General features: G+C 60.8%; 24 protein-coding genes and 1 pseudogene. 11 read left to right on the forward strand and 14 right to left on the reverse strand.

Annotation, left to right across the window (positions count from 1 at the left end):
* Positions 1-529 (forward strand): SDR family oxidoreductase (bdcA, locus tag L8K25_RS21580; RefSeq protein WP_242141092.1); only part of this gene is annotated, 529 nt, incomplete at its 5' end.
* Positions 530-801: 272 nt separating this feature from the next.
* Here the strand turns inward: bdcA and L8K25_RS21585 are convergent.
* Complete coding sequence (locus L8K25_RS21585) at positions 802-1,782, reverse strand: SDR family oxidoreductase (RefSeq protein ID WP_242141093.1); 981 nt, start codon at positions 1,780-1,782, stop codon at positions 802-804.
* A gap of 22 nt (positions 1,783-1,804) precedes the next feature.
* Positions 1,805-2,377, reverse strand: coding sequence for a DUF2306 domain-containing protein (locus L8K25_RS21590; protein ID WP_242141094.1), 573 nt, complete (start codon positions 2,375-2,377; stop codon positions 1,805-1,807).
* Between the two features lie 185 nt (positions 2,378-2,562).
* On the opposite strand from L8K25_RS21590, the gene L8K25_RS21595 reads away from it, so the two are divergent.
* Positions 2,563-3,489: an AraC family transcriptional regulator gene (locus L8K25_RS21595; RefSeq protein ID WP_242141095.1), complete on the forward strand. Its 927-nt coding sequence runs from the start codon at positions 2,563-2,565 to the stop codon at positions 3,487-3,489.
* A 105-nt stretch (positions 3,490-3,594) separates the two neighbouring features.
* Here the strand turns inward: L8K25_RS21595 and L8K25_RS21600 are convergent, their stop codons facing one another.
* Both L8K25_RS21600 and L8K25_RS21605 read right to left on the reverse strand, forming a co-directional pair.
* Entirely contained in the window at positions 3,595-4,485 is an 891-nt protein-coding gene (locus tag L8K25_RS21600) for an NAD-dependent epimerase/dehydratase family protein (protein WP_242141096.1), read from the reverse strand.
* Between the two features lie 100 nt (positions 4,486-4,585).
* On the reverse strand, positions 4,586-5,494 hold the full coding sequence (locus L8K25_RS21605) for a LysR family transcriptional regulator (RefSeq protein WP_130327342.1): 909 nt from the start codon (positions 5,492-5,494) through the stop codon (positions 4,586-4,588).
* Positions 5,495-5,842: 348 nt separating this feature from the next.
* On the opposite strand from L8K25_RS21605, the gene L8K25_RS21610 reads away from it, so the two are divergent.
* Positions 5,843-6,277, forward strand: coding sequence for a DUF3617 family protein (locus L8K25_RS21610; protein ID WP_242141097.1), 435 nt, complete (start codon positions 5,843-5,845; stop codon positions 6,275-6,277).
* Between the two features lie 13 nt (positions 6,278-6,290).
* On the opposite strand, the gene L8K25_RS21615 is transcribed toward L8K25_RS21610, so the two are convergent.
* A complete protein-coding gene (locus L8K25_RS21615) occupies positions 6,291-8,693 on the reverse strand; it encodes a TonB-dependent receptor (protein ID WP_242141098.1) in 2,403 nt (800 codons plus the stop codon).
* Positions 8,694-8,777: 84 nt separating this feature from the next.
* Here L8K25_RS21615 and L8K25_RS21620 point away from each other — a divergent pair, with 84 nt between their 5' ends.
* Entirely contained in the window at positions 8,778-9,308 is a 531-nt protein-coding gene (locus L8K25_RS21620) for a homogentisate 1,2-dioxygenase (protein ID WP_242141099.1), read from the forward strand.
* A gap of 570 nt (positions 9,309-9,878) precedes the next feature.
* Here the strand turns inward: L8K25_RS21620 and L8K25_RS21625 are convergent.
* The 4 genes from L8K25_RS21625 to L8K25_RS21640 all read right to left on the reverse strand — a co-directional run bounded on the left by L8K25_RS21625 (position 9,879) and on the right by L8K25_RS21640 (position 13,220).
* On the reverse strand, positions 9,879-10,253 hold the full coding sequence (locus tag L8K25_RS21625) for a LysR family transcriptional regulator (protein WP_242141100.1): 375 nt from the start codon (positions 10,251-10,253) through the stop codon (positions 9,879-9,881).
* A 110-nt stretch (positions 10,254-10,363) separates the two neighbouring features.
* Positions 10,364-10,570, reverse strand: coding sequence for a TOBE domain-containing protein (locus L8K25_RS21630; protein WP_242141101.1), 207 nt, complete (start codon positions 10,568-10,570; stop codon positions 10,364-10,366).
* A gap of 251 nt (positions 10,571-10,821) precedes the next feature.
* Positions 10,822-11,454 (reverse strand): tyrosine-type recombinase/integrase, encoded by a 633-nt coding sequence (locus L8K25_RS21635; protein ID WP_242141113.1) that lies wholly within the window; start codon positions 11,452-11,454, stop codon positions 10,822-10,824.
* A 1,136-nt stretch (positions 11,455-12,590) separates the two neighbouring features.
* Entirely contained in the window at positions 12,591-13,220 is a 630-nt protein-coding gene (locus tag L8K25_RS21640; protein ID WP_242141102.1) for a TetR/AcrR family transcriptional regulator, read from the reverse strand.
* Between the two features lie 91 nt (positions 13,221-13,311).
* Between L8K25_RS21640 and L8K25_RS21645 the strand changes: the two genes are divergently transcribed.
* Entirely contained in the window at positions 13,312-14,280 is a 969-nt protein-coding gene (locus L8K25_RS21645) for an alpha/beta fold hydrolase (RefSeq protein WP_242141103.1), read from the forward strand.
* Between the two features lie 9 nt (positions 14,281-14,289).
* On the opposite strand, the gene L8K25_RS21650 is transcribed toward L8K25_RS21645, so the two are convergent.
* Positions 14,290-15,180 (reverse strand): LysR family transcriptional regulator, encoded by an 891-nt coding sequence (locus L8K25_RS21650; RefSeq protein WP_242141104.1) that lies wholly within the window; start codon positions 15,178-15,180, stop codon positions 14,290-14,292.
* Between the two features lie 117 nt (positions 15,181-15,297).
* Between L8K25_RS21650 and L8K25_RS21655 the strand changes: the two genes are divergently transcribed.
* From L8K25_RS21655 to L8K25_RS21665, 3 genes and pseudogenes are all read left to right on the forward strand, one after another.
* Positions 15,298-16,161 (forward strand): NmrA family NAD(P)-binding protein, encoded by an 864-nt coding sequence (locus tag L8K25_RS21655; RefSeq protein WP_242141105.1) that lies wholly within the window; start codon positions 15,298-15,300, stop codon positions 16,159-16,161.
* Between the two features lie 39 nt (positions 16,162-16,200).
* Entirely contained in the window at positions 16,201-16,677 is a 477-nt protein-coding gene (locus L8K25_RS21660) for an SRPBCC family protein (RefSeq protein ID WP_242141106.1), read from the forward strand.
* A 62-nt stretch (positions 16,678-16,739) separates the two neighbouring features.
* A pseudogene (locus tag L8K25_RS21665) lies at positions 16,740-17,503 on the forward strand (SDR family NAD(P)-dependent oxidoreductase).
* Between the two features lie 101 nt (positions 17,504-17,604).
* Here L8K25_RS21665 and L8K25_RS21670 read toward each other — a convergent pair.
* Both L8K25_RS21670 and L8K25_RS21675 read right to left on the reverse strand, forming a co-directional pair.
* Complete coding sequence (locus L8K25_RS21670) at positions 17,605-17,736, reverse strand: SDR family oxidoreductase (RefSeq protein WP_347341171.1); 132 nt, start codon at positions 17,734-17,736, stop codon at positions 17,605-17,607.
* 27 nt (positions 17,737-17,763) lie between these two features.
* Entirely contained in the window at positions 17,764-18,429 is a 666-nt protein-coding gene (locus tag L8K25_RS21675; RefSeq protein ID WP_242141107.1) for a substrate binding domain-containing protein, read from the reverse strand.
* Between the two features lie 342 nt (positions 18,430-18,771).
* Here L8K25_RS21675 and L8K25_RS21680 point away from each other — a divergent pair, with 342 nt between their 5' ends.
* The 3 genes from L8K25_RS21680 (at position 18,772) to L8K25_RS21690 (ending at position 21,143) form a co-directional block, all read left to right on the forward strand.
* Positions 18,772-19,794 carry an NADP-dependent oxidoreductase gene (locus tag L8K25_RS21680; RefSeq protein WP_242141108.1) on the forward strand — a complete coding sequence of 341 codons (1,023 nt, stop codon included), beginning with the start codon at positions 18,772-18,774 and terminating at the stop codon, positions 19,792-19,794.
* A 68-nt stretch (positions 19,795-19,862) separates the two neighbouring features.
* The gene (locus tag L8K25_RS21685; protein ID WP_242141109.1) at positions 19,863-20,165 is read left to right on the forward strand and encodes a putative quinol monooxygenase; all 303 of its coding nucleotides are present in this window, start codon (positions 19,863-19,865) and stop codon (positions 20,163-20,165) included.
* 225 nt (positions 20,166-20,390) lie between these two features.
* Complete coding sequence (locus L8K25_RS21690) at positions 20,391-21,143, forward strand: hypothetical protein (protein WP_242141110.1); 753 nt, start codon at positions 20,391-20,393, stop codon at positions 21,141-21,143.
* Between the two features lie 305 nt (positions 21,144-21,448).
* Here the strand turns inward: L8K25_RS21690 and L8K25_RS21695 are convergent, their stop codons facing one another.
* Together L8K25_RS21695 and L8K25_RS21700 are read right to left on the reverse strand one after the other, a co-directional pair.
* Positions 21,449-23,287, reverse strand: a complete 1,839-nt coding sequence (locus L8K25_RS21695) for a diguanylate cyclase (protein ID WP_242141111.1) — start codon at positions 23,285-23,287, stop codon at positions 21,449-21,451.
* Positions 23,288-23,567: 280 nt separating this feature from the next.
* The gene (locus L8K25_RS21700; RefSeq protein WP_242141112.1) at positions 23,568-23,969 is read right to left on the reverse strand and encodes a MucR family transcriptional regulator; all 402 of its coding nucleotides are present in this window, start codon (positions 23,967-23,969) and stop codon (positions 23,568-23,570) included.
* Positions 23,970-24,131: the final 162 nt, after the last annotated feature.

Here is a 24,131-nt window from a genome sequence, read left to right on the forward strand (position 1 = left end):
CCGCGACGCGGTGATCGCGCGCGTGCGGGACAGCGGGCCGCTCGACATTTTGGTCGTGAATTCCGGGTTCGCAATCTTCGGCGATGCGCTCGATCAGGACCCGGACGAAATCGATCGGCTGTTCCGCGTGAATGTCCACGCGCCCTATCACGCCTCCGTCGAAGCGGCGCGGCAGATGCCCGATGGCGGACGGATCATCGTCATCGGCTCCGTCAACGGTGATCGGATGCCGGTGCCCGGCATGGCGTCCTACGCGCTCAGCAAATCTGCGCTGCAAGGGATGGCGCGAGGGCTTGCCCGCGACTTCGGGCCACGCGGCATCACGATCAACATCGTGCAACCAGGGCCGATCGACACCGATGCCAACCCTGAAAACGGTCCAATGAAGGATCTGATGCACAGCTTCATGGCGATCAAGCGCCACGGACGGCCGGAAGAAGTCGCGGGGATGGTTGCATGGTTGGCGGGGCCGGAGGCGGGCTTCGTTACCGGTGGGATGCATACGATCGACGGCGCGTTCGGCGCTTGAACCCAAATGACGACGGTGGCGCGGGCGAGGTTGGTAGCACCATCGCTCGCGTCGTGACCGTTAGCGAAAGCTGTTACGCGTCATCATCAGCAATTGACGATCTACGCTCCTTAACGAAGGTTTGGTTTTGGGAGGCGGCCAGGACGGTTTGAGTAGCCGTTCTTGGGTGTCCGCAACTGCAGGGGGCCCAAATCTTCCTTGATGGATCCCGGTTGGTTGCCGTTGGTGCCGCACCGCCGTCCTGATCATGAGCTACAGCGCCTGCGCGACTATCAGCTGCTGAAGTATGCCGGACTTTTTAGGTCATCGATCAGGGAGAGGCCAGCCGGTGCCCAGCCAAGTTCAGCTTGGGTGAGCGCGCTGCTCACTGGGTTGTCAACCGAGACGAACGGCGCCGTAAAGCCAAGCTGGCGTGTGGCGTCGACCTGCGTTCCCGAGCGTAGAGGCAGGCCCAATCGCTGGCTCATGACCTCGGCAATCTCGCGATAGGTGAGCACGTCGTTACCTACGCCGTGGTAGACGCCCCCAAACTTTCCCTTTTCGAGCGCCAGCCTGAACAGCGAGACGGCGTCATCGATATGGACGCCACTCCAGTGATTGGCGCCCTCGCCGACATAAATAACCTCGCCGTGTTTGCGCGCTGCCAGGGCGAGCTGGGGGATTAGGCCCTTGTCGCCCGTCCCGTGTACTGCGGGCGCCAATCTGACGATCGAGGCTCGCACTTTGCGGGACGCCCAATGCTCGACGAGAGCTTCACTGACAGAGCGGACGTAGCCAGGAGACGCTGCGTTTGGGCAGTCGGTTTCAATGGCAATGCCCCGTGCCGATGCCCCCGAAGCACCAGCTATGCCCATCGTGGCGAAGGCGGTCACTAAGGGTCGCTCAGAACCACCGAGCGCGCTCGCCAGGGCATTGAGGGCCGCGTCGTTGGTCGCTGTAATGGCCTTCATCATTCGTCCCATGATGCCACCAGGCCAGCCACCAAAAACGGCACTGAGCATACGTGTACGCGGCATGTCACCCGGCGAGAAACTGTATGCCAGATGGATTACGCCGTCGGCCGCCTCGGCGCCCTGCCGCAGAACCGAAAGGTTGGTAAGGCTGCCAATGAGAGGTTGGACACCGTTCGCTTGCAGCATTTCAGCGGAGGCTTGAGATCTAGCGAGGCCCACAACTTGGTAACCGCGCTTAATGAGGTCATTCGCAATCGCAGGTCCTAGGAAACCCGTTGCGCCAGTGATGAAGACCCGCATGCAGATTACTCCTATTTGTTGTTCAAGGAATTGCGTCGGCATTGCTGAAGGTTAGGTACAGCTCTGCCAGGACCATGTTGGGCAGCCAGCATGCCCAGGAAATCACGCGATAGGACAGGATCGGGTCGAGCCCGAGTTGAAAGCTAGCCGGCAGGTAGAGTCGCAGCGTTACTGCCGATAACGTCAGTGCAAACGAGCGGATCATCCAGCGCCGATGCGACGACACTCGTTGTGCTAGGATCTCCCGGACCGCAAATATGGTGGCTGCAATCCAAGCGATACCCAGCAAGCTGAAACCGATGCCGGAGATAGGTCCTGTGGAGACGCCGGTCGCAAGCACCAGCGCAGCGGTCCCCCCCGTGACGCACCCGGCGACGTAGATTTGCCCGCACATCCGGTGAGCGGCTGTCTGGCGCGTACGAAACACAGGCAGAAACTGCCATGGTCCAACAAAGAGTGCAGTTGCGGCCCCGGTCGCGTGGATCACAAGCCATGGGTTCACATAGGCATTGGCTGCGATTGTCACTGGAACGGGTCCCGCCTTTGCGAGATAGCGATAGGAAACAAGCGCCACAGCGCTACTCAGCATCGCCATGAACGCCCAAGACACGCGTCGCACTAGAGAAGACCGTGGTCGCGGCCTTTCCGTTCGCGGTCGGGGCCAGGACGGCAGATTGGGATCGATCATGCTACAGGCCTCGTATTTCGACACCGTCTAGGCATGAGGCGCTGGACCGACCATGCTCATCCGTCCCCTCATTCATTGTGATCGTCCAAATCATGGATCCACTTTCTGATATTCTGACGTTGATGAAACCGACTGGTTATGGCTTTCGCGGGTTGGACGCGGCGGGGGATTGGGCACTCGCCTTTGAGCCCGCGCAAGGGATCCGCTGTTTCGGTATCGAGACGGGGGCCTGCCAATTGCAGGTCGCGGGCACGTCCGCGCCAATATCGCTAGTCGCCGGCGACGTGGCGCTGATGACGGTAGGGGGAGCGGTGCTCCAATCCTCCGACGCGGCAATACCGGTTGATGCGTTTGCTCTGATGACAAGTGTACGGGCCGGGCAGATCGTCGTCCTGAACGGAGGTGGCGAATGTCGCGGGCTAGGCGGCTTTTTTGGGCTTGGCGGGGTCCAAGCCAAAACGCTGCTCGACGCCATTCCAGCGATGATCCACGTCGGTCCTGGTGCAGGCCGAGAGGCATTACTGACCGGGATGCGACGTCTGATGATCGAATTGAGCGATCCTCAGCCAGGCAGTGCTCTTCTGGCGGGCCATCTTGCTCAAGCACTACTGGTCGAGGCTCTACGTGAACATCTGAAAAGCGGTCAGTCTACCAGTGGCTGGTTAGCAGCGCTTGCTCATCCCAATCTACGGCATGCCATGGCCGCGGTGCATAACGACGTCGCACGTCATTGGTCGATTGGCGACATGGCCCGGGCGGCGGGAATGTCGCGATCAAGCTTCGCCTCGCACTTTGAGAGGGTCACTGGCGCAACGCCAATGGCCTATCTGACCCGCTGGCGCATGATGCTGGCGTCAGAACTTCTAATTAGCACCGGCATGTCGCTGCCTGCCGTTGCGGCTTCGGTAGGTTATGAATCGGAGAGCGCATTCGGGGCTGCTTTCAAGCGTATCAACGGTCATTCGCCACGCAGGGCCGGGAAGCAACCTCGCAGCTTGCTGTCCGCGCCTATCCCTTAGAACCAGAAGTTCGGACACCAAGGAGTACGGAGGCGAGCTGGAGCATGAAATCCGGTTGGAAACCATGGTATCGTTCGTCCTTTCAGATCTTGAAACGATCTGCGGTCACGCCGGAGGCTGCGCATAGGAGCGTAGTTCATCGACGATCGAATGCCGCGACGGGCGCCAACCAAGCTCGAGCACGGCGCGTTGGCCGGAGACTACCTGATCGCATGCGATCGCATCCGCGAAGCTTCCTAGCACCTGCCGAGCTTCCTCCAGTGGCCATTCCGCTAACTGGCCCCCGGCACCTGCTCCCTCGCTGGCGGCCCGTGCAATTTCGATCAGCGGAATAGCGGCGCCATGAGCCCCGTTGTAGATCGATGCGGCAGGCGCCTTCTCGAGCGCGAGCAGATAAAGGTCCGCTAGATCGTCGGCATGGATGCACGTCCAACGATTCTGGCCGTTGCCGACGTAGCGCGCAGCCCCATGCTCCTGGGCTGAGCTGAACATCATCATCGTGGTCCAAGCATGATTGCCATACACCCAGGCAGGACGGAGAATGATGCCGTGAACGCTACCTGCAGCAGCTTCGAGAATTTCAGCCTCGAGCCTCTGGCGGAAGCGCACCATCTCGAGAGGATGCAATGGGCTGTGCTCGGTCGCGGCCGTATCGCCGGTGGCACCGTACAAGAAGCAGCCGCTCGTATACAAAAAGCGCTTGGTCGTGCCGCGCAACGCATCGAGGATCGCTCGAACTGCGACCTGATCATAGGCCGCACTATTCTGGTCGTTCGGCGATGCGGCGTGAACGACGGCGTCGACGCTGTGGACCGCGTTGACGATGCTATCTGCATCCTCCAGATCACCATAGGCTGCCTGATAGGCCATGCCATTCAGCTTGGCCGCGCTTGCCTCTGAACGCGCTAGCCCGACGACGTCGTGCCCCGCCGTGGCCAATCGACGTGCGACCGCACCACCGATCAATCCCGTAGCCCCCGTTACCAAAACACGCATGTCAGCACCTCATTAGCTCTATGCCAAGAACTAGAGCGGAACGGTGGGCCTGCGTGAAATCACCAGAAGTGATACGGTATGATCGGTTTGGTCGATGACGTCAGGCCGACGCTGCGATCCGGGCAATACAGTCGCGCAGCCATACCGTGGCCGGGTGATCATCCACCCGACGATGCCACATCATCGCTAGCGAAAAGTCGGACACCGCGATCGGTGGCTCATGGACGACGATGCCCAAACTGGCCGCAGCGAACCGCTTGGCGACCCGCGAAGCGAGCGTAGCGATGAGATCGGTCTCGGCGACGACGAACGGGGCAACCAGGAACTGCGGCAGGCTTAGCACGACGCGGCGCGTCAGCCCGAGCACGGCGAGCTTACGGTCCACCACCCCTGTGCGGTCCCCCTCCGGCGATACTAGGAGATGGGGGGCCGCCGCGAACGTCTCGATGTCGGCATCTTTTGCAAAGGCTGGATGGCCGGGGCGCGCAATGCAGGCAAAGCCTTCCCGAAGGAGCAGGCGTGTCATAATGCGTGCCGAAGTGTCGACGGGGACGCTGAGTGCAAGGCTTGCCTCGCCACTGTCGAGGAGGTCGACGACTTCATCCTTGCCGAAAATGCCGCGGATCCGCAGCTCAAGACGAGGCGCCTCAACCGCCAGCCGTGCCAGCAGGGGAGGCAGTAGGACAAAGGCAGCGTAGTCAGTCATTGCGATCGTCACGATGTGATCGGCTAACGCAGGATCGAAGCCATCATCTTGCAAGACCGATTGCATGAGCTGGAGCGAAGATGAGATCGGGCCTGCTATATCATCAGCCCGCGGTGTCGGCAGCATCCCCGTTGGCGACCGTACGAACAATTCATCGTCGAACACCTCGCGCAATCTGGTGAGTGCACCGCTCATGGCAGATTGGCTTAGGCCGATGCGCTGGCCAGCACGTGTTACGTGGCGCTCCGCATACAGGGCATCGAACGCCTTTAGCAGATTCAGGTCAAAGCCCGCTACATTCATTCGAGAGCCATAGGAGAATGAGGTCAGCCGGGAAAGCGATCGGAAATAATCTTGATCCCGCCCTTCTTTAAGAGAACGGCCTACCGGGGGCGGAAGCCAGTCCCCGTTGCTGTGTTCGCTGCGATATGAACGAACGGCTGAAGTTGGGCAGCCGGGAATAGCTCGCAAACGTCCACAAATGGGTCTCTCCGGCCGCCCATTTCGGGTTGGGCGCGCATGTTGGCCCAATCGGTCCAGTAGCGGTCAAGGTCGTCGCAGCAGCTCAAAGGGATGACCTTTTTAGATCAGAATCTTAGCATATAAGTATTCATGGTTGCGATGCGTCGTTTCGGGGTACACGATTAGGCTATGATAAACCTGCTCGCCGTTGCCCTCGCCCTGCCGCCCATCGCGACGGCCGGCCCATTGATGCCGCCTGGTGCCTGGGACGTAAGGTCGAAGCTCGTAGACCTTACGATACCAGGTGTCCCGAGCTTTTTTGTCCGCATGGCGCGTGGCAAAACCAAAGTCGAGCGCAAACAGATTTCAGCGGGGCAGGGCATCGAAGCGTTGCTCGCGCCGGATCCCAAGGCGCAATGCCGGATCGAAAGCCAAACCGTCGCGAACGGGCACTATGCGCAGACGCTAACCTGCCCGCAAAAGAAGGGCGAGCCAATGCGTATAGGCCGCGTAGGGAGCTACAACACGACCGGCTTTGCCGGACAAGCGGTTGTCACTGGCACTACCCCTAAGGGGACGCTCCGCATTGTCCTTGACCAGCAGGCAAGCCATGTCGACGCTTAGCGTAGCAGACATGTTACTGGTGTACGCGGAAGGTCACTCCAAACGTGCGCGGATCGCTTGGAGTCGCGAGGATCAGCCCGGAGTTGCCCGCCTGGATAGTCACGTTTTGGATGTAGTCACGGTCGAACAGGTTGCGTGCAAACACCGCCAATTCCCAACCCTTATCGCTGTGGTAGCCCACGCTTCCATTGACCACGGTGTAGCCGCCGATCGTTGTAAAGCGTGATCCGGTAGGATCGCCAAACTGCTTGCCGCGATAGTTGGCATCAGCGTGTAAGAAGACACTTCCGTGCAATCCATCGATGGGTCGGAGATAATCGCCGCCCACCGTTGAGGACCATTTCGGCAGGCTAGGCAAACCAACGCCGCTCAAATTGCAAGCTGTTGTGGTGTTACCGATTAGCTCGATCGGGCACGGTCCGGCTGGATAGCTGTCATATTTGCCGTCCGCATAAGCGACCGATGCACGCAACGATAGGTCGCGCGTGATCGCGGCGACAGCGTCTGCTTCTACGCCTTTCACGGTCACCCGCGGGATGTTTGCGAGATATGTTCGCAGCGCCGCGGCGGCGCGTGTATCGCTCACGTTGGTCTGGAAGTCGGTCACGCGTGTGTAATAGGCGTCAATGTTGAAGGTCAGGCGTTTGTCGAAGAGTCGGGTTTTCAAACCTACTTCGTAGGCTGTGTTCTTTTCTGGCCGCACGACTGCGGTGCCGACCGCCGGCAGATTTTTATCGTTGAGCGGCAGGCCCGACATATTGATGCCGCCAGATTTGTCGCCGCGTGCGTAGCTTGCATAGCCAAGGACGTTATCTGTTGCCTGCCATGCGATGTTAGCGCGTCCGGTGAGGGCTCCGTTGTTGACCTTTGCCAAATAAGTCTGGCCGCGCAGGATCGAAAGCCGAGCGTTGATAAGCGCAGCGCTGATGGTGGCCGGCCCCCCGAACACGAACGTGTCGTAGGTCCCGGTCTTGTGCTCATACGTGTAGCGCAGCCCGCCGGTCAGGGTAAGCCGATCAACCGGGCGCCAATTGACCTCGCCGAATGCTGCATAGCTATTCGACTGGAAATCGGTACGGCCATCGGTGCCGTAGCCGTCAAGCAAGTTTGCGGGAATCGGCGTCGCATTGGTTCCGGTGGTCGTACCGATCAAGTAGCGGGCGGCAGCGGGGCCATAAATCGAGATGGGCCGCCCGATCACGCGCTGGCGGAAGAAATAGAGACCCCCAACGTAGTTGATCGCATGTTGACCGTTGGAGGCAAGCCGCAGCTCTTGGCTATATTGATCCTGCCGCGACGGGATATGCTGCTCGGTCTGGATCGGGATACCGGTGTAGTCGCGATCGTTCGCAGCATCCCAGTTCCAGAAGCGCCAGGCGCTGACCGAAGTCAGCGTTGCGCCCCCGAGCTTCCAATCTGCGATCGCCGAGACGCCGCCCTCATTGGTGTTCACCCCCAGCTGGGCATCGATGTCCGTCACGCGGTCGTAGGGATTGGTGCTGGGTGGCGCGTAGTTGAACTGCGCAGCAAGGCCCGTGGGTCCTGCGAACTGTCGCGTGGCGGTGCGGGGTACGTCGCGTGTTGCGACCCGGTAATATACCTGGGTGCAGCACTCGCTTTCGAAGTTGGTGAAGTCGGCGCTCAGCTTAAGCTGAAACAGGTCCGACGGCTTATAGAGCAATTGACCGCGCACCGCCTGGTTGCCGATCGCGTTCTCTTTGGCGCCGGTGCGCACATTGTCGATCACGCCATCGCGGCGCGTGCTGACCGCCGAGACGCGGAACGCAAGATTGTCACTGATCGGCCCCGTTACCGCCGCCTTGGCCTGGACGAAGTTGTAGTTGCCATAAGACAGCTCGGCGTCGCCCCCGCTGGTAAAGCTCGGTGCCCGCGTTGTGATGTTGATTGCGCCAGCCGTGCTGTTCTTACCAAACAGCGTGCCCTGTGGCCCGCGCAGCACCTCAATTTGCTGGATGTCGCTAAAGTCGAACGCGGCGGTGGCCGGACGGGCGTGATAGACCTGATCGACATAGAAGCCGACGCCCGGCTCCAGACCGTCATTGGCCTGGCTAACGGCAACGACACTGCTGCCTAGGCCGCGGATGGTGAAAGCGGTGTTGCGCGGGTTGGCAGAGCTGTAATTGAGCGACGGTACGAGTTGCGAAAGCTGCTGCGTGTTCACCGTGTAGGAACGGTCGAGCAATGCCCCCCCGACCACGGAAAGCGAACCTGGAATACGCTGCGCATCTTCCACGCGACGACGTGCGGTGACGGTAATGTCGGGCACGCCAATTTGTTCTGCCTCTCCAGCCGCGACAACCGTGGTGGCTGCTTCGCCTTCTGGCGCGCTGCGCTCTTGTGAATAAGCAGGGGTCGCAAGCGCGATAAGACTGGTGGCGCAGAGCAGGTAACGCATCGGAACTTTCCCCTTGTCGACCGGCACGCCGCTATTGCAGGCTTTACCAGTATCTATATCCGGCCATATACAGATAGAACGTGATTGGAAAAGGCCTTGCCGACCATGATGCTAATCCCGCTGCTTGCTCTTGCTGCCTCCCTCCAAACGATGCCGGCGATGGACCGTGCGACCGTCACTTGCCCGGCCACAATGGCCCCTCTTCCGGCTGGGCTGGAAGGATGGACGAGCAAGCAAGCCGTTCGCGCCGGAGCCGCGGCAAAAGTCGCGACGACGTTCCCACTTGGCGTTGGCGTCTCGGCGACACTGCTGCCGACGCCGAAGATTGCCTATGCCGTCCGCCCGCAAAAACCCGGCGGATGGGCGAGCAGCGGCGGGATATTTGCGTTCACCGTACCCGCCGCCGGTCGCTACCGCGTTGCCTTGGGCGCCGGGGCTTGGATCGACGTTTTGAGCGGCACAACACCGGCAATGTCGGTATCGCATAGTCATGGTCCGGATTGCACAGGAGTGCGCAAGATGGTCGATTTCGACCTAAAGCCGGGTCGCTACCTGCTTCAAGTGGCGGGTAACCCCTCCGCGACACTGCCGCTCATAGTCGCGCGTATGCCGTGACGATCACAGGTTGCCGATCCAGCAAGCGATGACCCTTATCCCTCATCGACAATTATATTCCATGGAATATAGATGGTCGTACAGGTGGAACGGACATGACATGAAGATCAGGATCGACATGACTGGCCTGCGCTACGGGCGCCTCGTCGGCGTCAGCTTCGCGCACAAGAGCCGAAGCGGTCACGCGCATTGGCTCTTTCTATGCGACTGCGGCAATGAGGTCGTAGCAGCAGGTGGAAACGTGCGGTCAGGCAGCACCGCCAGCTGTGGCTGCCTGCATCGCGAAATCAGCGCGGCCCGACTGACCGAACATGGCCATCGCGCGCGCAAGCGCCACGACGCCACATATCGAGCTTGGCAGCGCATGAATATGGAACATGAATCCAGCACAGTTTTGCCGGTGTGGTTCGATGATTATGCTAGGTTCCTTGCCGACATGGGAGAGCGACCTAGCGACACGGTGCTGACGAGGGTCGATGCGGCAAAGCCGTTCGGCCCCGGTAATTGCCGTTGGCTACCGATAGCGAGCCGTTCGGTCCGGGCAACGAATGGGTGGATGAAGCGTCGCGACTACCTGCCGGTTTCGTCTGCAGGTTTGAGAGCGTCGACCAACCAATCGAAGTCTGCGCCACGGGCTGCGTCGACCATACGCTCCTCGATGCCGCGGTAGCTGGCCAGCACCCGCTCACCAAACGCAGTGAGCTGGGCACCTCCCGATTTTCCCCCGCCGACACGGGTTTCAACTACCGGCTCTATCCATGCGTGATTGAGGCTGTCGACTAACAACCAGATACGCCGATAGCTCATTTTAAGTTCGCGCCCGGCAGCAGAGATGGAACCGGTACGACCGATGGCGTCGAGGACAAGCGCTTTGCCCGGCCCGATCGCCGGATCCGAACCTCTCAGTATCTGAACATTAACCTTAAGCGGCCCATCAATAGCCAATTGTACGTCTCCATGCTGGGCACGTCTCGTGGCCTGCACGTTGGCCATAATCGGGTGCAGGCATGAGTGTCACCGCGCACGAGCTGCAGCTTCGACCTCACCCCAGCGCATCATTTTCCGATCAGCACATCGCTCGCCTTGATCAGAACCGTTACCTGGTCGCCTTCGCCGAGCGCGAGGTCGGCTATCGCTTCCTCGGTGATGTTGGCGGTGATGACGATGCCGTTCCCGATATCCACCTTGACCGATCCGTTCACGGCTCCTGGATGGATGCTCGCGACGCGACCTGAAATTTGATTGCGGGCACTGATTTTCATGGTGATTGACCTCACGGAGTTAGGAGACCGAGCGTTAGCAGCATCAGTTAATCGTCGTCGATCGTTTCCCGTTTTCATACTCTTGCCTGGTTTTGGGAGCGCCCACGCGTCCCCATAACTCAATTCCTTTTGGGAAAGCCGCCGTAGCTTCAGGCGGTAGAGCGCTTACGGCATTACCTTCCGCAAATATGAACGAATGTCCGAAAGTGGGAGGCGGGGAATGGCACCTGAATGTCCATTTGTGGGTCGTCTCAGACCTCGGTGCGTTCGGCCAGCTCTAAAGCGTCTTCGACATCCACGCCGAGGTAGCGGACGGTACTTTCGATCTTCGCATGGCCGAGAAGGATTTGAACTGCGCGTAGATTGCCCGTCGCCTTGTAGATGATCGAGGCTTTGGTGCGTCGAAGGGAGTGAGTGCCGTAATCCTCGGCTTGGAGGCCGATGCCGACAATCCATTCGCGAACGAGGCGGGCATACTGCCTCGTGCTCATGTGCCCCATATAGTCGTTGCGGCTTGGGAAGACGAAATCGTTCAATGTGCCGCCACGGCGTTCGAGCCAGGCGAACAAAGTTTTACGGGCAGGCTCGACGATCTCGAACTGCACGGGGCGTTTCGTCTTCTGCTGAACCACGATCGCCCGATCCCGAATGCGGCCACCGGCAACGATGTCGCCGATGCGGCCTTTCACAACATCGCAACCGCGAAGCTTGCTGTCGATCGCGAAATCGAAAAGCGCTCGATCCCGTAGACGCTGGTGCTGGTCGAGCCAGAAGCGAATAGCCCAAACTTGTTGCGGTTTCAGTGCGCGCTTCGCGCCAAGCACACGGCCCTCGTTCCAAGGGCGGAGTTCTTGAAAGGCTGGATCTAACGAGGAATGTCCCATCGCTTGTCTCCGCGGTGAAAAGTGAGCGCCGCAGGGTACACCGGGAAGGGTAAAGTGGCCGTTTGCATCTATGGTTGGCGAAATGCCGGTGAACAAACGGCCGAGATCGAGAAGTCGGAAGCAGGCGGCGTGCGGCCGCGTCTGGGTCTTCACCGCAAACGGGTATTGACCGTTCTCGCTGAATTGTTGCCGCTTGACGGATGGTGGGGCATACTCAAGACCAGTCACTCGATCATAGGCGCTCTGATGGTGCTGATGGATAGGGGAATATCGGTATGCCATTGCTCTGGCTCATAGGCCTTCAGGCTGCAGCAACCTGGAGTCCTCCCGCTCAGGCGGCATGGTCAGGGGAAAAGCCTCCTATCGCAGTCCGCTTGCATGCGCCTACCTTGTCCATGCGGGGGGAGGCGCCCATTGAGGTCGACCTTACCGCCAACGACAACAGCTTTGCCGTATCACCGTTTCTGCAACCCACGCGGGGCATCGCGTTTGAGGTCATCTCGGAAGACGGGCAACCAGTCGCGCCTGCCGAGCCGATGGCAGGTTCACCGCCACCGCCTCCTTTAGAGACAAAGGAGCTGACTGCGATATCATTCGCATCGCCTTACCGTGTCCTCACTCACGAAAGCGCAAGAACGATCTTTCCAGGAGTAGGTCGATACAAGGTGAGAGCCCGGATATTCCTCTTCAATTTCCCATCTGAGCCGGTCCGCTATGCCCAAGTGGTATCGGATACAATCACGGTGAATGTCACCAAGTAGAACACAGCCATGCCGCTCGTGATAGCCGCCACTGTTGGACAGCGTCTGAAAGCCGGCCGTCCGCTCTCGACCGAAATGGCGACATTCGTGAGTGAATGTCTGGAGTGATAAGCTGGTCATTCGTGTTGATGAACGAGCGTCTGCATTCGGGAAGTGGAAGGGGTGGGCTGAACGTCCACTTCTGGGTCACGCCGGAATCAACCAGGGGACGGCAGCTCGCGACCAGATCACGACGTCCACCTCTGTCAGCTAGAACGTCCAGGTACGACCAAAGCGGTCGTTCTCGCGCAGTACGTTGGTTGATTTGTTCTGCTCATCGCGGCTAAAGCGAATTTCTGCGTAGAAGCGTCCGTCCGCGCTCGGTTCGATCAGCGATCAGCGATCAGCGATCGGCGATCGGCGATCGGCGGTCCCATGCCGCAGACCATCGATCAGCAGCGCGACCATTCGCGCGGCGTGGGCACGGCCATCGTCGCCCGCAACCATCGACAGATTGCCGATCGCGCGCAGAAGGTCGTAGGCAAAAATGTCGCCGCGTACCTGACCAGATGACACGGCTGCATCCAGCAGTCCGCTGAGCGCGGGTTCGAGCTTGGCGCGGAAATATCCCGGCAGCGTCTCGAACGCCGGGTCGCCCGAGTGCAAGGCGGCGGACAGTCCCTTCTTGGTCGTCATGAAATCGGAATACCGTTCGAGCCACAGGCGCAAGGCGTCGAGGGGGAGATGGTGGACTGCCAGGTTGGCCGCGGCAGCGGCGCAGCTGTCCAGCTCGCGCCGGAACACCGCAGCGATCAGGTCGGCGCGTTTCGGGAACCGCCGATACAGCGTTCCCAGCCCGACTCCCGCCCGGCTGGCGATCTCGCGAACGGGCGCGTCTACGCCACTCTCCGCGAAGATCTGTTTGGCGGCGTCCAGCACGGCGTCTTCGTTGCGCTGCGCATCCGCCCGCAACGCGCGGTTCGCCGGCGGTGCCGCTGCTTCTTTACCCTGCTCGCTGCTCGTCATTGCCCAAACTTCTTCGAACCGCTTGATAAACGGAACAACGTTCCACATATGAGGGAACGGATCATTGATCCGCTTACCGTGGAGCGCCCGAGTGAACAACCTCATCGATCAAGCCCGTCATCTTCCATTGCGGGAGTCCGTCCAGACTGTCTCGATCAGCCCGGTGGTCCTGCCCGCGCCCGCGCGCGGCACGCCGCTCGAGATGCGCATCACGGCGCCGATGACGGGCAGCGCGTTGCCGGTCCTGTTGCTGTCGCACGGTGCTGGTCCCTCGCTGTATCTCTCGTCCAAGGACGGGTACGGCCCGCTCGCCAATTTCTACACCGAGCAGGGCTTTGCGGTAATCCAGCCCACCCACGGCAATTCAAAAGTCGCGGGCCTACCGCACGATGCGCCGGGCGCTCCGCTGTTCTGGCGATCGCGCATCGAGGACATGAAGCTGATCCTCGACCGGCTGGAGGAGATCGAGCAGATGCTTCCGGCGCTGACGGGCCGCCTCGATCATGACCGGGTCGCGGTGGTCGGCCATTCGATGGGCGGGCAGACGGCCGGGATGTTGCTCGGAGCACGCCTCACCAACTCGAAGGATGCCAGGGACACGGACGTCGATGTTCTCGAACCGCGAATCAAGGCCGGCGTCCTGCTGACGGCACCCGGCAATGGCGGCGCGGAACTGAGCGACTACGTCCGTGAGCATTTCCCCGAGCTCAATCCCGATTATTCGCATTTGACCACGCGCACCCTGGTGGTGGTCGGCGATGCCGATGTGAACCCGTTCATGACCGTGCGCGGTCCCGAATGGTACACCGCCGCCTATCGCGACGGGCCGGGTTGCGACGCCATGCTGACCATTATCGGCGGGACGCATGGACTTGGCGGCATCGCCGGATATGACGCCAAGGAAACCACGGACGAGGATCCCGATCGGCTTGCCACGGTACAGCGGATGACCGCGGCCTATCTGCGGTCGGCGCTGTACGCTGGCGACCCGTCATGGTCCGACGCGTCCAGGGCACTGCACGACCACGCCAGCAGTCTGGCCCGGATCAACAGCAAATAGGCCCGCGCCTTATTTCCCGACATAGGCCGCGAGCTCGTCCGGCGTTCCCCGCGGAAAGGCCGCTTTCAGATGGTCGAGGAACGCCGACATGCGCGCGCTTAGCAGGCGGCGGCTGGGATAGAGCGCCCACAAGGCAATGTCCGGTCCTACCACGTCGCCCCACAGCACCAGCGTCCCGGCGGCGATGTCGTGGTTGACCAGTGATATTGGAAGCCGTGCGGCACCGACGCCCATCCGCACGGCATCGCGCACCATGACGAGCGATGACAGGCTCAGGATCGGATTGACGCTGATCCTGGACTGTCCCGTCGGGGTCGTCACGGACCAGTCCCCTGGGCCGGCGGGGCCGCGGACGACGACCGGAACGGCGGAGCCGTCGGTCGATGGCGTGAGGTCCGGGGCGGCCACCACGACCAGTCGGTCGCGCAGGAAGATCCGTCCGACAAGACTCTCATCCGGTTCCGGGTTGACCCTGATCACCAGATCATAGGCTTCCTCGATCAGATCGACCGACCTGTCTTCGGTCGTGACCTCGAGCCGGACCTCGGGGAACTTCAGCGCGAAGCCGGCCGCGAGCTTCCCCATCGCGGTCTGGGAAAACAGCAACGGCGCGCTGATCCGCAACCTGCCGCGCGGACTGTTGCCGCCCGAGGCGATCGCCGCAGCCGTCTCGTCGAGTTCGGTGAGAAGCTGGCCGGTCCGCTCGAACAGCGCGCGTCCTTCCTCGGTCAGCTTCAAGACGCGCGCGCCGCGTTCGAACAGGCGCAAATCGAGGCTGGCTTCGAGTTCGGCGACCCGGCGCGACAGCGTCGCTTTGGGGCGGCCCGCCGCGCGCGAGGCTTTGCCGAACCCGCCGTGACGGGCGACCAAATTGAAGTCGGCGAGTGCAAGAAGATCCATGTGTTCCACCAGCGAGACAGTGCGTCCAGATATAGCGCCTATCGGTACGAATGTGGATCGTTAACTTGGTGACACGCAAACGGCCTGTCCCAATGGCCGCAACCAAGGAATGACCCCATGACCATCCTCGTAACCGGCGCGACCGGCAATGTCGGCCGCAACGTCGTCGAACAGCTCCTCAACCGCGGTGCCGACGTCCGCGCCCTGGTCCGGGACAAGTCCAAGGCGAACTTCCCCGCAAGCGTCGACATCGCTCAGGGCGACCTGCTCGACGTCGATGCCTTGCGCAGCGCGATGTCCGGCGTGTCCACGTTGTTCCTGCTCAACGGCGTCGTCGCCGACGAATACACCCAGGCGCTGGTCGCGCTGGCCGTGGCGCGCGAAGCCGGGATCGAGCGGATCGTCTATCTCTCGGTGATCCACAGCGACGTCTACGTCAACGTGCCGCACTTCGCGGGCAAGTTCGGCGTCGAGCGGATGATCGAGCAGATCGGCCTCAACGCCACCATCCTGCGCCCGGCCTATTACATGGACAACGAAATCACGATCCGGGACGTGGTCACCGGCTACGGCATCTATCCCATGCCGATCGGCGCCAAGGGCCTCGCCATGATCGACGCGCGCGACGTCGGCGAGATCGCCGCGATCGAGCTGATCCGGCGCGAACAATCGGCGACGCCGCTGCCGCTCACCCGCATCAACGTCGTCGGACCGGACACGCTGACCGGCACCGATGCCGCGGCGATCTGGGCGGACGTCCTTGGGCGCGCGATCGTCTATCCGGGCGACGACACCGCGGGCTTCGAGCAGAATCTGCGCCAGTTCATGCCGAGCTGGACGGCGCTCGACATGCGCCTGATGGCCGAGCGTTTCATTACCGACGGCATGGTGCCGGATGCCGGCGATGTCGACCGGCTTACCACGCTGCTCGGTCGTCCGCTGCGCACCTATCGCGATCACGTGGCGCAGATCACCGCCTGAGCTGCAGCCCTGACACCATTCCATTTACGGAGACATGCCATGATCTATTCGACCGCCACCGTTCCGGTGAACCCGGACGGCGAAACCAAACTTACCCGTGAGCAGGTCTGGAAGGGCCTCGAGCTGAAGGCGCGCGACGCACGCCTGTTTCTTCCGCCCGGACTTTGCACCCGCTGCGATGTCGTCGAGGAAAGCGCGACCCACTTCGTGCGCGACGCCACGATCGCGGGCGCCGACCTGCGCGAGATCATCACGCTCGAGCCGCAGCGCAAGGTCACTTTCTTCCAGGCGACCGGCCCCCGCGAGGGCGCGATCGTCAACGAGCTGTTCGAGGATGAATCCGGCGCGCTGCAGCTTCGCTTCTATTGCTACCTTGGCCTGCGCGGCAAAGCGCCGGACGGCCCTGAGGAGCAGGCCGAGCAGGCGCAGTTCGACAGCGCGGACAAGGGCTACAGGGGTGCGTTGCTGTCGACGCTGAAGCGCACCCGCGAAATGCTCGCCGACGGCACGCTCTGAGCGTCGCAACTGGTTTTGAAGTCACCAGCGGGCTCTGAACCCCCTATTTGAAGGATATTGCAATGCAGACCACCGGAAACACGATTCTCATCACGGGCGGCGGGACCGGGATCGGCGAGGCGCTCGCGCACCGCTTCCACGACCTCGGCAACACCGTCGTCATCGCCGGCCGACGGCTCGAGACGCTACAAAGGCGATCGGCGACCGGCCGAACATTCATGCGCTGACGTTCGATCAGGATGATCCCGCGAGCATCGCTGCGTTTGCAGAGACGCTCGTCATCGACTTTCCGGGGCTGAACGTACTGATCAACAGCGCGGGCATCATGCGCATGGAGACGTCGCTCGATACATTCCGCGACCTGAGCGACGCGGAGGCGTCAGTTACCAGCAACCTGCTCGGCCCGATCCGGCTCACCAACGCGCTGGTCGAGCATCTCGCGCGGCAACCCAATGCCGTGATCGTCAATGTCAGCTCGGGCCTCGCCTTCGTACCGCTGGTGATCGCGCCGACCTATTCGGCTATCAAGGCCGCGATCCACAGCTACACGGAATCGCTGCGGGCGGTGCTGAAGGGCAGGATCGAGGTTATCGAGCTGGTGCCGCCCGCCGTGCAGACGGATCTGACCCCGGGCCAGAAGACCAACGACCGCATGATACCGCTCGACACGTTCGCCGATCAGGTCATCGCGCTCTTCCAGGTGACGCCCACGCCGCGAGAGATCCTCGTCGAGGGCGTCGACTTCATGCGCAATGCAGAGGCTGAGGGCCGGTTCGACGACACGCTGGCTTCGATCAACCCGTTTCTCAAGGCTCGCTCCAGTTGACCAGGGCGCACGCTTGCGAAGCTCAGAACGGTAACTTTGTTACAGGGAGCGGCTTCGGCGGCTGAGTGCGAACAAAGCTGACTATCGCCTGCGTTTCGGGATCAGACTTGCGCCATGCCGCCATCGACCGGCAGCTCTGCACCGTTGATAAGGCTGCTGTTACCACTGGCGAGGAACAGTGCGGCCGATGCGACCTCATCGGCACGGCCCATGCGGCCGGTCCTGGAAGTGATCGTCGACCGGCGCCGTGCCGCGCCAGATCAGTCGATCATAGAAACTGCCATCTGCTTGACGACAGTACCCTCGAGCATGGTCAGAAACGCACGCACCGCCGGATTGGCGCGTCGACTTGCCGGCCAAAGCACGGTGACGTTGTTTCGCTCGACCGCGAATGCAGACAGCACGGCGACCAGCTCGCCGCGCTTTACGTAGGGAGCCGCCATAAAGGAGGTGCCTATGCCGATCCCGCCACCTGTTGCCAAAACGGTAAGCACGGCATCGCTAGCGTCAGCGATCACACCGGCATCGGGTAGAATCTCGATCTCATGATCTCCGATCCGAAACGGCCAGCGAAAGGCCTGGCCGGTACTTTGATACCGGAGGTTGACGGTGTCGTGTTCTTCCAGGTTGTCGGGATGGGCGGGGATGCCGCGCTCCGCCAGATAGGCCGGGGAGGCGTAGCAACCAAGCCGATGCGGTGCGAGCTTGCGCGACAACAGCCGGGTGTCAGCGAGATCGCCGATGCGTACGGCGATGTCGATCCCTTCCTCGATGATGTCCACCATCCGATCACCCAGCCTGAGGTCGATGGCTACGTTCGGGTGAAGTCGGCGGAATGCGGGTAGAGCGGGAGCGATCAGGTGGAGTCCGATCGGCAGCGATGCAGCGACCCTTAACGTGCCGGATGGTTCGGAACGTGCGGTCATTACCGTCTGCTTGATGTCCTCAGCTTCGCGCAGCAGACGCAGCGCGCGCTCATGCAGGTCGCGCCCCTCCGGCGTGAACGACAGCGAACGCGTCGTGCGGGTAAACAGCGAAACCCCCAGATGCCGTTCGAGCCGCTGGATACTTTGCTCACTGCAGAAGGAGAAATCGCGAGCGAACGCGCTGCTGCGGTGTAGCTGCCTAGCGACCCCGCACGCGCAAACGCAATTATTCCAGTCAGCCGATCCAGTACGATATGTTCCGCCATGGCATTACCTAAACGCCATACCGGCCGATTATCAACCTGTGGTTACGCCACTAGATTGCCCTCGACAGCAACGGAGATGAAAATCATGATCGACGTGATGAAGGCAGTTCGCTTGCACGCATTCGGTGGTCCCGATGTGCTGGTTTACGAAGACGCGCCAAGGCCGGAGCTGAAAGCCGGCGAGGCACTCGTCCGTGTCGAGGCAGCGGGCCTCAACCCGCCGGACTGGTATCTGCGGGACGGTTATCGGGCATTACCGCCGGAGTGGCGGCCGAACGCTTCCTTCCCACTCATCCTTGGCACGGACGTGTCGGGTGTCGTTGCAGCGCTTGCCCCAGACGTGGCGGCGTTCAGCATTGGCGACGAGGTCCACGCGATGGTACGCTTCCCTGACGCCGTGATGACGGGGAGCGGTGCCTACGCAGAATATGTCAGTGTTCCGGCATCACAGCTTGCGCCCAAACCAGTAGGCATCGACCATATCCATGCAGCAGGCGCGCCGATGTCGATCCTGACCGCATGGCAGTTCTTGATCGAACTTGGCCATGACGAGCCGAATCCGTTCCAGTCCTACCGGCATGAGCCGGTGCCCCTCGAGGGCAAGACGGTACTGATCAACGGCGCCGGAGGAGGCGTCGGCCATCTGGCTGTCCAGTTGGCGAAATGGCAGGGCGCGCGCGTCATCGCTGTGGCATCCGCTAGGAACGCGGCGCTGATGCGCGATTTCGGCGTGGATCAGTTCATCGACTACAAGACCACGGCTGCGGAAGATGTCGTGCAAGACGTCGATCTCGTGCTCGACGCGGTGGGCGGTGCAAACATGGAACGCTTCCTCCGCGTTCTGAAGCCGGGCAGTGCTCTGTTCCTGGTCAACCCCCTGGGCTTCACGGGTCACGAGGAGGCAGAAAAGCTGGGGATCACCGTTTCGTCGACACAGGTTCGATCGCATGGCGCGCAGCTGGCACAAGCCGCTTGCCTGCTAGCCGACGGCACGGTGCGCGTGGTCATCGATAGTCGTTTCCCGCTGGCCAAGGCATCAAGCGCGCATGATCGCGCCGCCAACGGCAATATTCAGGGCAAGATCGTGATGGCCGTCTGACTTTTTCCTTCGACCGCCGATCATCGCAGGCTGCCTACGATCGGGCGGATCCAACAAGGTATGTCAACATGCTGATTGTTAACGGCTATATGTATGTCGAGCCCTCGTCGGTCACCGAGTTTGTTCGTGATCTGCAGAGCCTCGCCGTCGCCACGCGGCAGCGGGACGGAAACCTCTCATATGACGCTGCCGTGGACGATCAGCTTGCCGGCCGCCTTCTGATCGCCGAGCGCTGGCGAGACCAGGCGGCGCTCACTGCACATCTCCAAGCTACGGATACAACGGCGTTCGTCGGTCGATGGGGCCGCGCGATCAGAGGCGAAATCTTTAAATACGACGCTCTGAACGAACGTGGCTTGATGGACGAATAAGTCGGTACGAAGGTGCTGGCAGAACGGCAGGTGGCCCGCTCGCGGGCCTGCCCTTCGACACGTGACGAGCCGCCATTATGCAGAGATGAACAAGCGTCTGAAGTTGGGGATCGCTAAACGCGCTCTGAATGTCGCTTTGTGGGTCTATTCGACCCGCGGAGCAGGGTGTAATAGCATTCTCGTTGTCAAAGATGATCTCGAACAACCTTTCGGCGGGAGCGCGGAGTGTCGGATATCAAGCCAAGAAAAATGATCGTCAACGTCACCGTCAGCAGTGGCGATGTGACCACGGCAACGTGGAATGAGACTGACCAAGTTCTCGCGCTCGCTGTTGAGCGCAACGGCAACATCGTCTCGGCTGAAGCGGTTGAGTCGACTATTTATTACGAACGGCCTAATAAACCGAAGGTCCTGTCGAAAGTTCACGCGCGAAGAAGTGGCGATTTCTCACCAGAGCAATCGGAAATCGTTCGCGGATACGCTCATTGCTGGGCGATCGACACCAGTTCTGAAGAATCATTCGCGGGACGATTTAATGTCGCCGCACTGTGCGCCGTTGATCCGGCGGGAACCGGCGAGGTGGATCGTGTTGGGGGTCTTCTGTTTGGCAGAACCTCGGGCAATCCGGAACGCTACGGCTGGCGACGCTGGATCGAGTTCCTGCTTCAGTCCACCGACGCCGAACAGCGATACGCTATCATCGTAGACTCGGAATTGCGCGAGATTTCCACAATGAACGACAGGCGGAAACCGATTCACGGCGACTTCTTCTTGCCGGAAAACTTCGACATGATCTACGCCACTGCGGACGCCGCGGCCGATCAAGTCTTTAACAAAGCCATCAAGGCCGCGGATAGGCTATCGCAGGAGATGCGCCGCTCTTTGCAAAGCGAGAAAAACCAGCGCTACTTTCTTGATCTGATTGACGAGGAATCTCATCGGCCAATGGTCTTGTTCTGTTCCGAAACGGCGCGATAGCTCTAGCGCGGATCGGCACGGCTCAGCGCTGGGGATTGCTATGTCGCGGGTTGATGGCCCGTAGCTAGGCGGACACTCGCAAGCCAGTATGTCTTTTGAAAGCTATACGGCGGGCGATTGAGGAGCGAAGTGCAATTGATTTACTTATCGAGCTGAGACCGTACGGCGCTGGAGATGAACGGGACGTCCGGTCCCGAAATGAGCGAAAGCGGCGCTGGATGTCCGCGTTTGGGTCATCGGTCTTTGGAGATGAAGAGTCGATCGCCAGCTGCCGACCAAAGAGAGGTTTGCGGACACGACCAGAATTACGCCACCGGCAGTCGAGCCGCGATCGGACTGATCGTCGCGCGATTTCTGCCCTCCCGCTTGGACTGGTAGAGGGCCATATCGGCTGACTGGATTAGGGTCGAGCCGTCCCGTGCCATCGTATTCGACCACGTCGCGATGCCGAACGACATGCTGGTGGATCCAAGGCTGCGATTGTTATGCCGAACGGTCAGCTCTGAGATCGCGCGTCGGACAACTTCCACGCGACCTGCTAGTGCGTCTGCGGTCGTGCCCGGGGCGATAATCGTAAACTCCTCACCGCCGAAGCGGCAGACCACGTCGCCGTCGCGAAAGCGGCTGCGCATCTCCGCCGCAACAACTTGCAGGACCGCGTCGCCGGCATCGTGCCCGAACTCATCATTGAATCGCTTGAAGTGGTCGATATCACACATGACTAGGCTGAGCGGTGTATCGGCGCGGGAGGCACGCGCGATCTCCAGTTTCAGCGTCTCCTCCATGTATCGACGGTTGAAAAGGCCGGTAAGAGGGTCGCGTATCGTTTGCTCTCGCAGCGAACGCTGGAGGCGATGGTTCACCAACGCCGAGGCGATGTTCTCCGTCAGCACGTTCATGCGAAAACGGTTCTCGCTCTCGATCTGGCCTTGAAGGTGGAGCACACCAATCACCTCACCTCCGGCAAGCAGGGGTTCGCAGTGATAGACCACATCCTCACCCACATGACCGCAGACGATGTCATGACCAAGTTCGGCTACGGAGTGGCTCTGCCCGCGGCGCAACGCCCAACACCGTTCCGGCGCGAAGCCCTCGAGCGGAACGTCGGTGCCGCCCCAGCTGGCGATGGGCACTAGACAGTTGCGCGAATTATTGTGCGCGTAGAGGGCGCCGGGAACGTTCGGCAGCACACGCGGTACGAAGACCTTGATGATCTGCGCGAGCTCATCGTCCGTGCGGGCGGCTTGCATACGATGCGACATGCCGCCCAGAAGCTCGATTACGGAGCTGCGTTCGCGGAGGGTTTCGCTGTTCCGGTGCAATTCGGCGTTGACGGCTTGCAGTTGACGCTCACTGTTAGCCTGATCGGCCACGGCGTTCCTCAGCCTCTCCGCCATAGCGTTATAGCCTTGCGCCAGCCGGTCAAACTCCCTGGATCCCATTGCTGCATCAATGCGAGCGTCCCGCCCGCCGTCACCCAACGCCGTCATGGCACGCATCATTGTTGCCAACGGCCTGCGAATACCGCGGATCAACAAGACAAAGCTGCCGATAACCACCAAGGCAACTACGACTGCTCCAATGATGGCTAGCCTCCGCCCGCTAATAAGCCGCTTGTCCGCGGCGGCTTGACGGCTCGTCTGCAACGCCCGCTCTTCGTCGAGGAAGCTTTTCGCCCGGACGCTGATCGCATCCATCAGTTCACGACCGCGACCACTGGTGACAATAGCGACGGCGCCAGGAAAATCGCCGCGACGCGCTAGGATCAAGGGCTGCCGAAGAAAGGCGGCCCGCTGGGCCATGAGCGCCGCGATCTCGCGCGCTCTGGCATGCTGCAACGGATTGTCGTTGGTCTGCCGAACCGCAACGGTCATGTTGCGCGCCGAACTCTCCACCCGTTCAGCAAACGACCGGGCGTATTCCGGATTGCGAGTGATGATGAAGCCCCGCTGGCCCGACTCCGCTTCGCGTAGGTCCCCTAACGCTGCCTCGGTCGTCTCGATCACCTCTGCCGAATGACGGGCCCACTCGAAGCTCTGGCTGGTCTGCCGTGACGCATCCACCAGGAGCCCTGCCAATGACGCTAGTGCGATCAGGACAACGAGGCCGATCGCGGCGATCCGGGCTGAAAGTGATGACAACATGCCCTGGGCCGTAACTGTGAGGGTTTAGCATCCTGTTACCCCGGCGACCTTTTTTGGATGTCGAAGGGTGCCGCTGAGGCCAAACCTCTGCGGTGAACGGACGTCCGAATTTAGGAGAGGCTATAAGCAGCTGAGTGACCGCATGTGGGTCAATCCAACGTTGTAAAACTTTGAATGCGCGGGATTGCAACGTAGGAGTCCCGCCGGCCACTGACGTGTTCAGAATGACGCGGGCGCAAACGATCGGCGTCGTAATACCGCTGACACGACGAGCGTCGTTTCAATTCTTCCCCTTTGACCTACCCAAGCCATTCGCCTTCGCGAAACCAGATCGTTCCGCACTGTATTCAGCAGATACCATCGAATAAGAAGCGGGGAGTGACCATTTTGCACGATACTCGTCAGCGGTTAGGTCGTGCGTTGCGAGGTGCTTGCGAAGTGCCTTGAAGCGCTTTCCGCATTCCAGGCAGCCAACCGAGCCAGGCTTAACGCTCGCCCGGATCGTCATAGCGGGCGCTGGCAGGTTATCCATACCAGTTGGCGCGCTCGTGCCCTCAAGACCCGCTAGACTCTCATAGATGGTCTTAATTAGTTGCGGGACATCCTGCGGAGCAACGACATTTGAGGTCAGATGGGCGGCAACAATATCGCGTACGTGGATCAATACGTTTAAATTAGCCATGTTTTATCAGTTACGCTTGTTATGGAGCATTCCTAATTACACCATTTATGAGGCAGTCACAGCGGCATTCGTCATACGGCCGCTTAACCGTAAAGGCTAAATTGAATTGTGAATGAACGGCGGCTTTCGGCGAGCGGGTCGGGCGGCATGAATGGCGACTTA

Origin of the sequence: Sphingomonas sp. TREG-RG-20F-R18-01, from assembly GCF_022662475.1 — a bacterium.
GTDB lineage: Bacteria > Pseudomonadota > Alphaproteobacteria > Sphingomonadales > Sphingomonadaceae > Sphingomonas.

Coding starts and splice junctions, on each gene's coding strand:
- L8K25_RS21695 (WP_242141111.1), bottom strand. CDS start 23,287: ATGTTGTCATCACTTTCAGCCCGGATCGCCGCGATCGGCCTCGTTGTC.
- L8K25_RS21595 (WP_242141095.1), top strand. CDS start 2,563: ATGGATCCACTTTCTGATATTCTGACGTTGATGAAACCGACTGGTTAT.
- L8K25_RS21590 (WP_242141094.1), bottom strand. CDS start 2,377: ATGGCGATGCTGAGTAGCGCTGTGGCGCTTGTTTCCTATCGCTATCTC.
- L8K25_RS21650 (WP_242141104.1), bottom strand. CDS start 15,180: ATGGATCTTCTTGCACTCGCCGACTTCAATTTGGTCGCCCGTCACGGC.
- L8K25_RS21630 (WP_242141101.1), bottom strand. CDS start 10,570: ATGAAAATCAGTGCCCGCAATCAAATTTCAGGTCGCGTCGCGAGCATC.
- L8K25_RS21585 (WP_242141093.1), bottom strand. CDS start 1,782: ATGCGGGTCTTCATCACTGGCGCAACGGGTTTCCTAGGACCTGCGATT.
- L8K25_RS21600 (WP_242141096.1), bottom strand. CDS start 4,485: ATGCGTGTTTTGGTAACGGGGGCTACGGGATTGATCGGTGGTGCGGTC.
- L8K25_RS21610 (WP_242141097.1), top strand. CDS start 5,843: ATGATAAACCTGCTCGCCGTTGCCCTCGCCCTGCCGCCCATCGCGACG.
- L8K25_RS21660 (WP_242141106.1), top strand. CDS start 16,201: ATGATCTATTCGACCGCCACCGTTCCGGTGAACCCGGACGGCGAAACC.
- L8K25_RS21605 (WP_130327342.1), bottom strand. CDS start 5,494: ATGAATGTAGCGGGCTTTGACCTGAATCTGCTAAAGGCGTTCGATGCC.
- L8K25_RS21655 (WP_242141105.1), top strand. CDS start 15,298: ATGACCATCCTCGTAACCGGCGCGACCGGCAATGTCGGCCGCAACGTC.
- L8K25_RS21700 (WP_242141112.1), bottom strand. CDS start 23,969: ATGGCTAATTTAAACGTATTGATCCACGTACGCGATATTGTTGCCGCC.
- L8K25_RS21680 (WP_242141108.1), top strand. CDS start 18,772: ATGAAAATCATGATCGACGTGATGAAGGCAGTTCGCTTGCACGCATTC.
- L8K25_RS21640 (WP_242141102.1), bottom strand. CDS start 13,220: ATGACGAGCAGCGAGCAGGGTAAAGAAGCAGCGGCACCGCCGGCGAAC.
- L8K25_RS21685 (WP_242141109.1), top strand. CDS start 19,863: ATGCTGATTGTTAACGGCTATATGTATGTCGAGCCCTCGTCGGTCACC.
- L8K25_RS21675 (WP_242141107.1), bottom strand. CDS start 18,429: ATGACCGCACGTTCCGAACCATCCGGCACGTTAAGGGTCGCTGCATCG.
- L8K25_RS21615 (WP_242141098.1), bottom strand. CDS start 8,693: ATGCGTTACCTGCTCTGCGCCACCAGTCTTATCGCGCTTGCGACCCCT.
- L8K25_RS21635 (WP_242141113.1), bottom strand. CDS start 11,454: ATGGGACATTCCTCGTTAGATCCAGCCTTTCAAGAACTCCGCCCTTGG.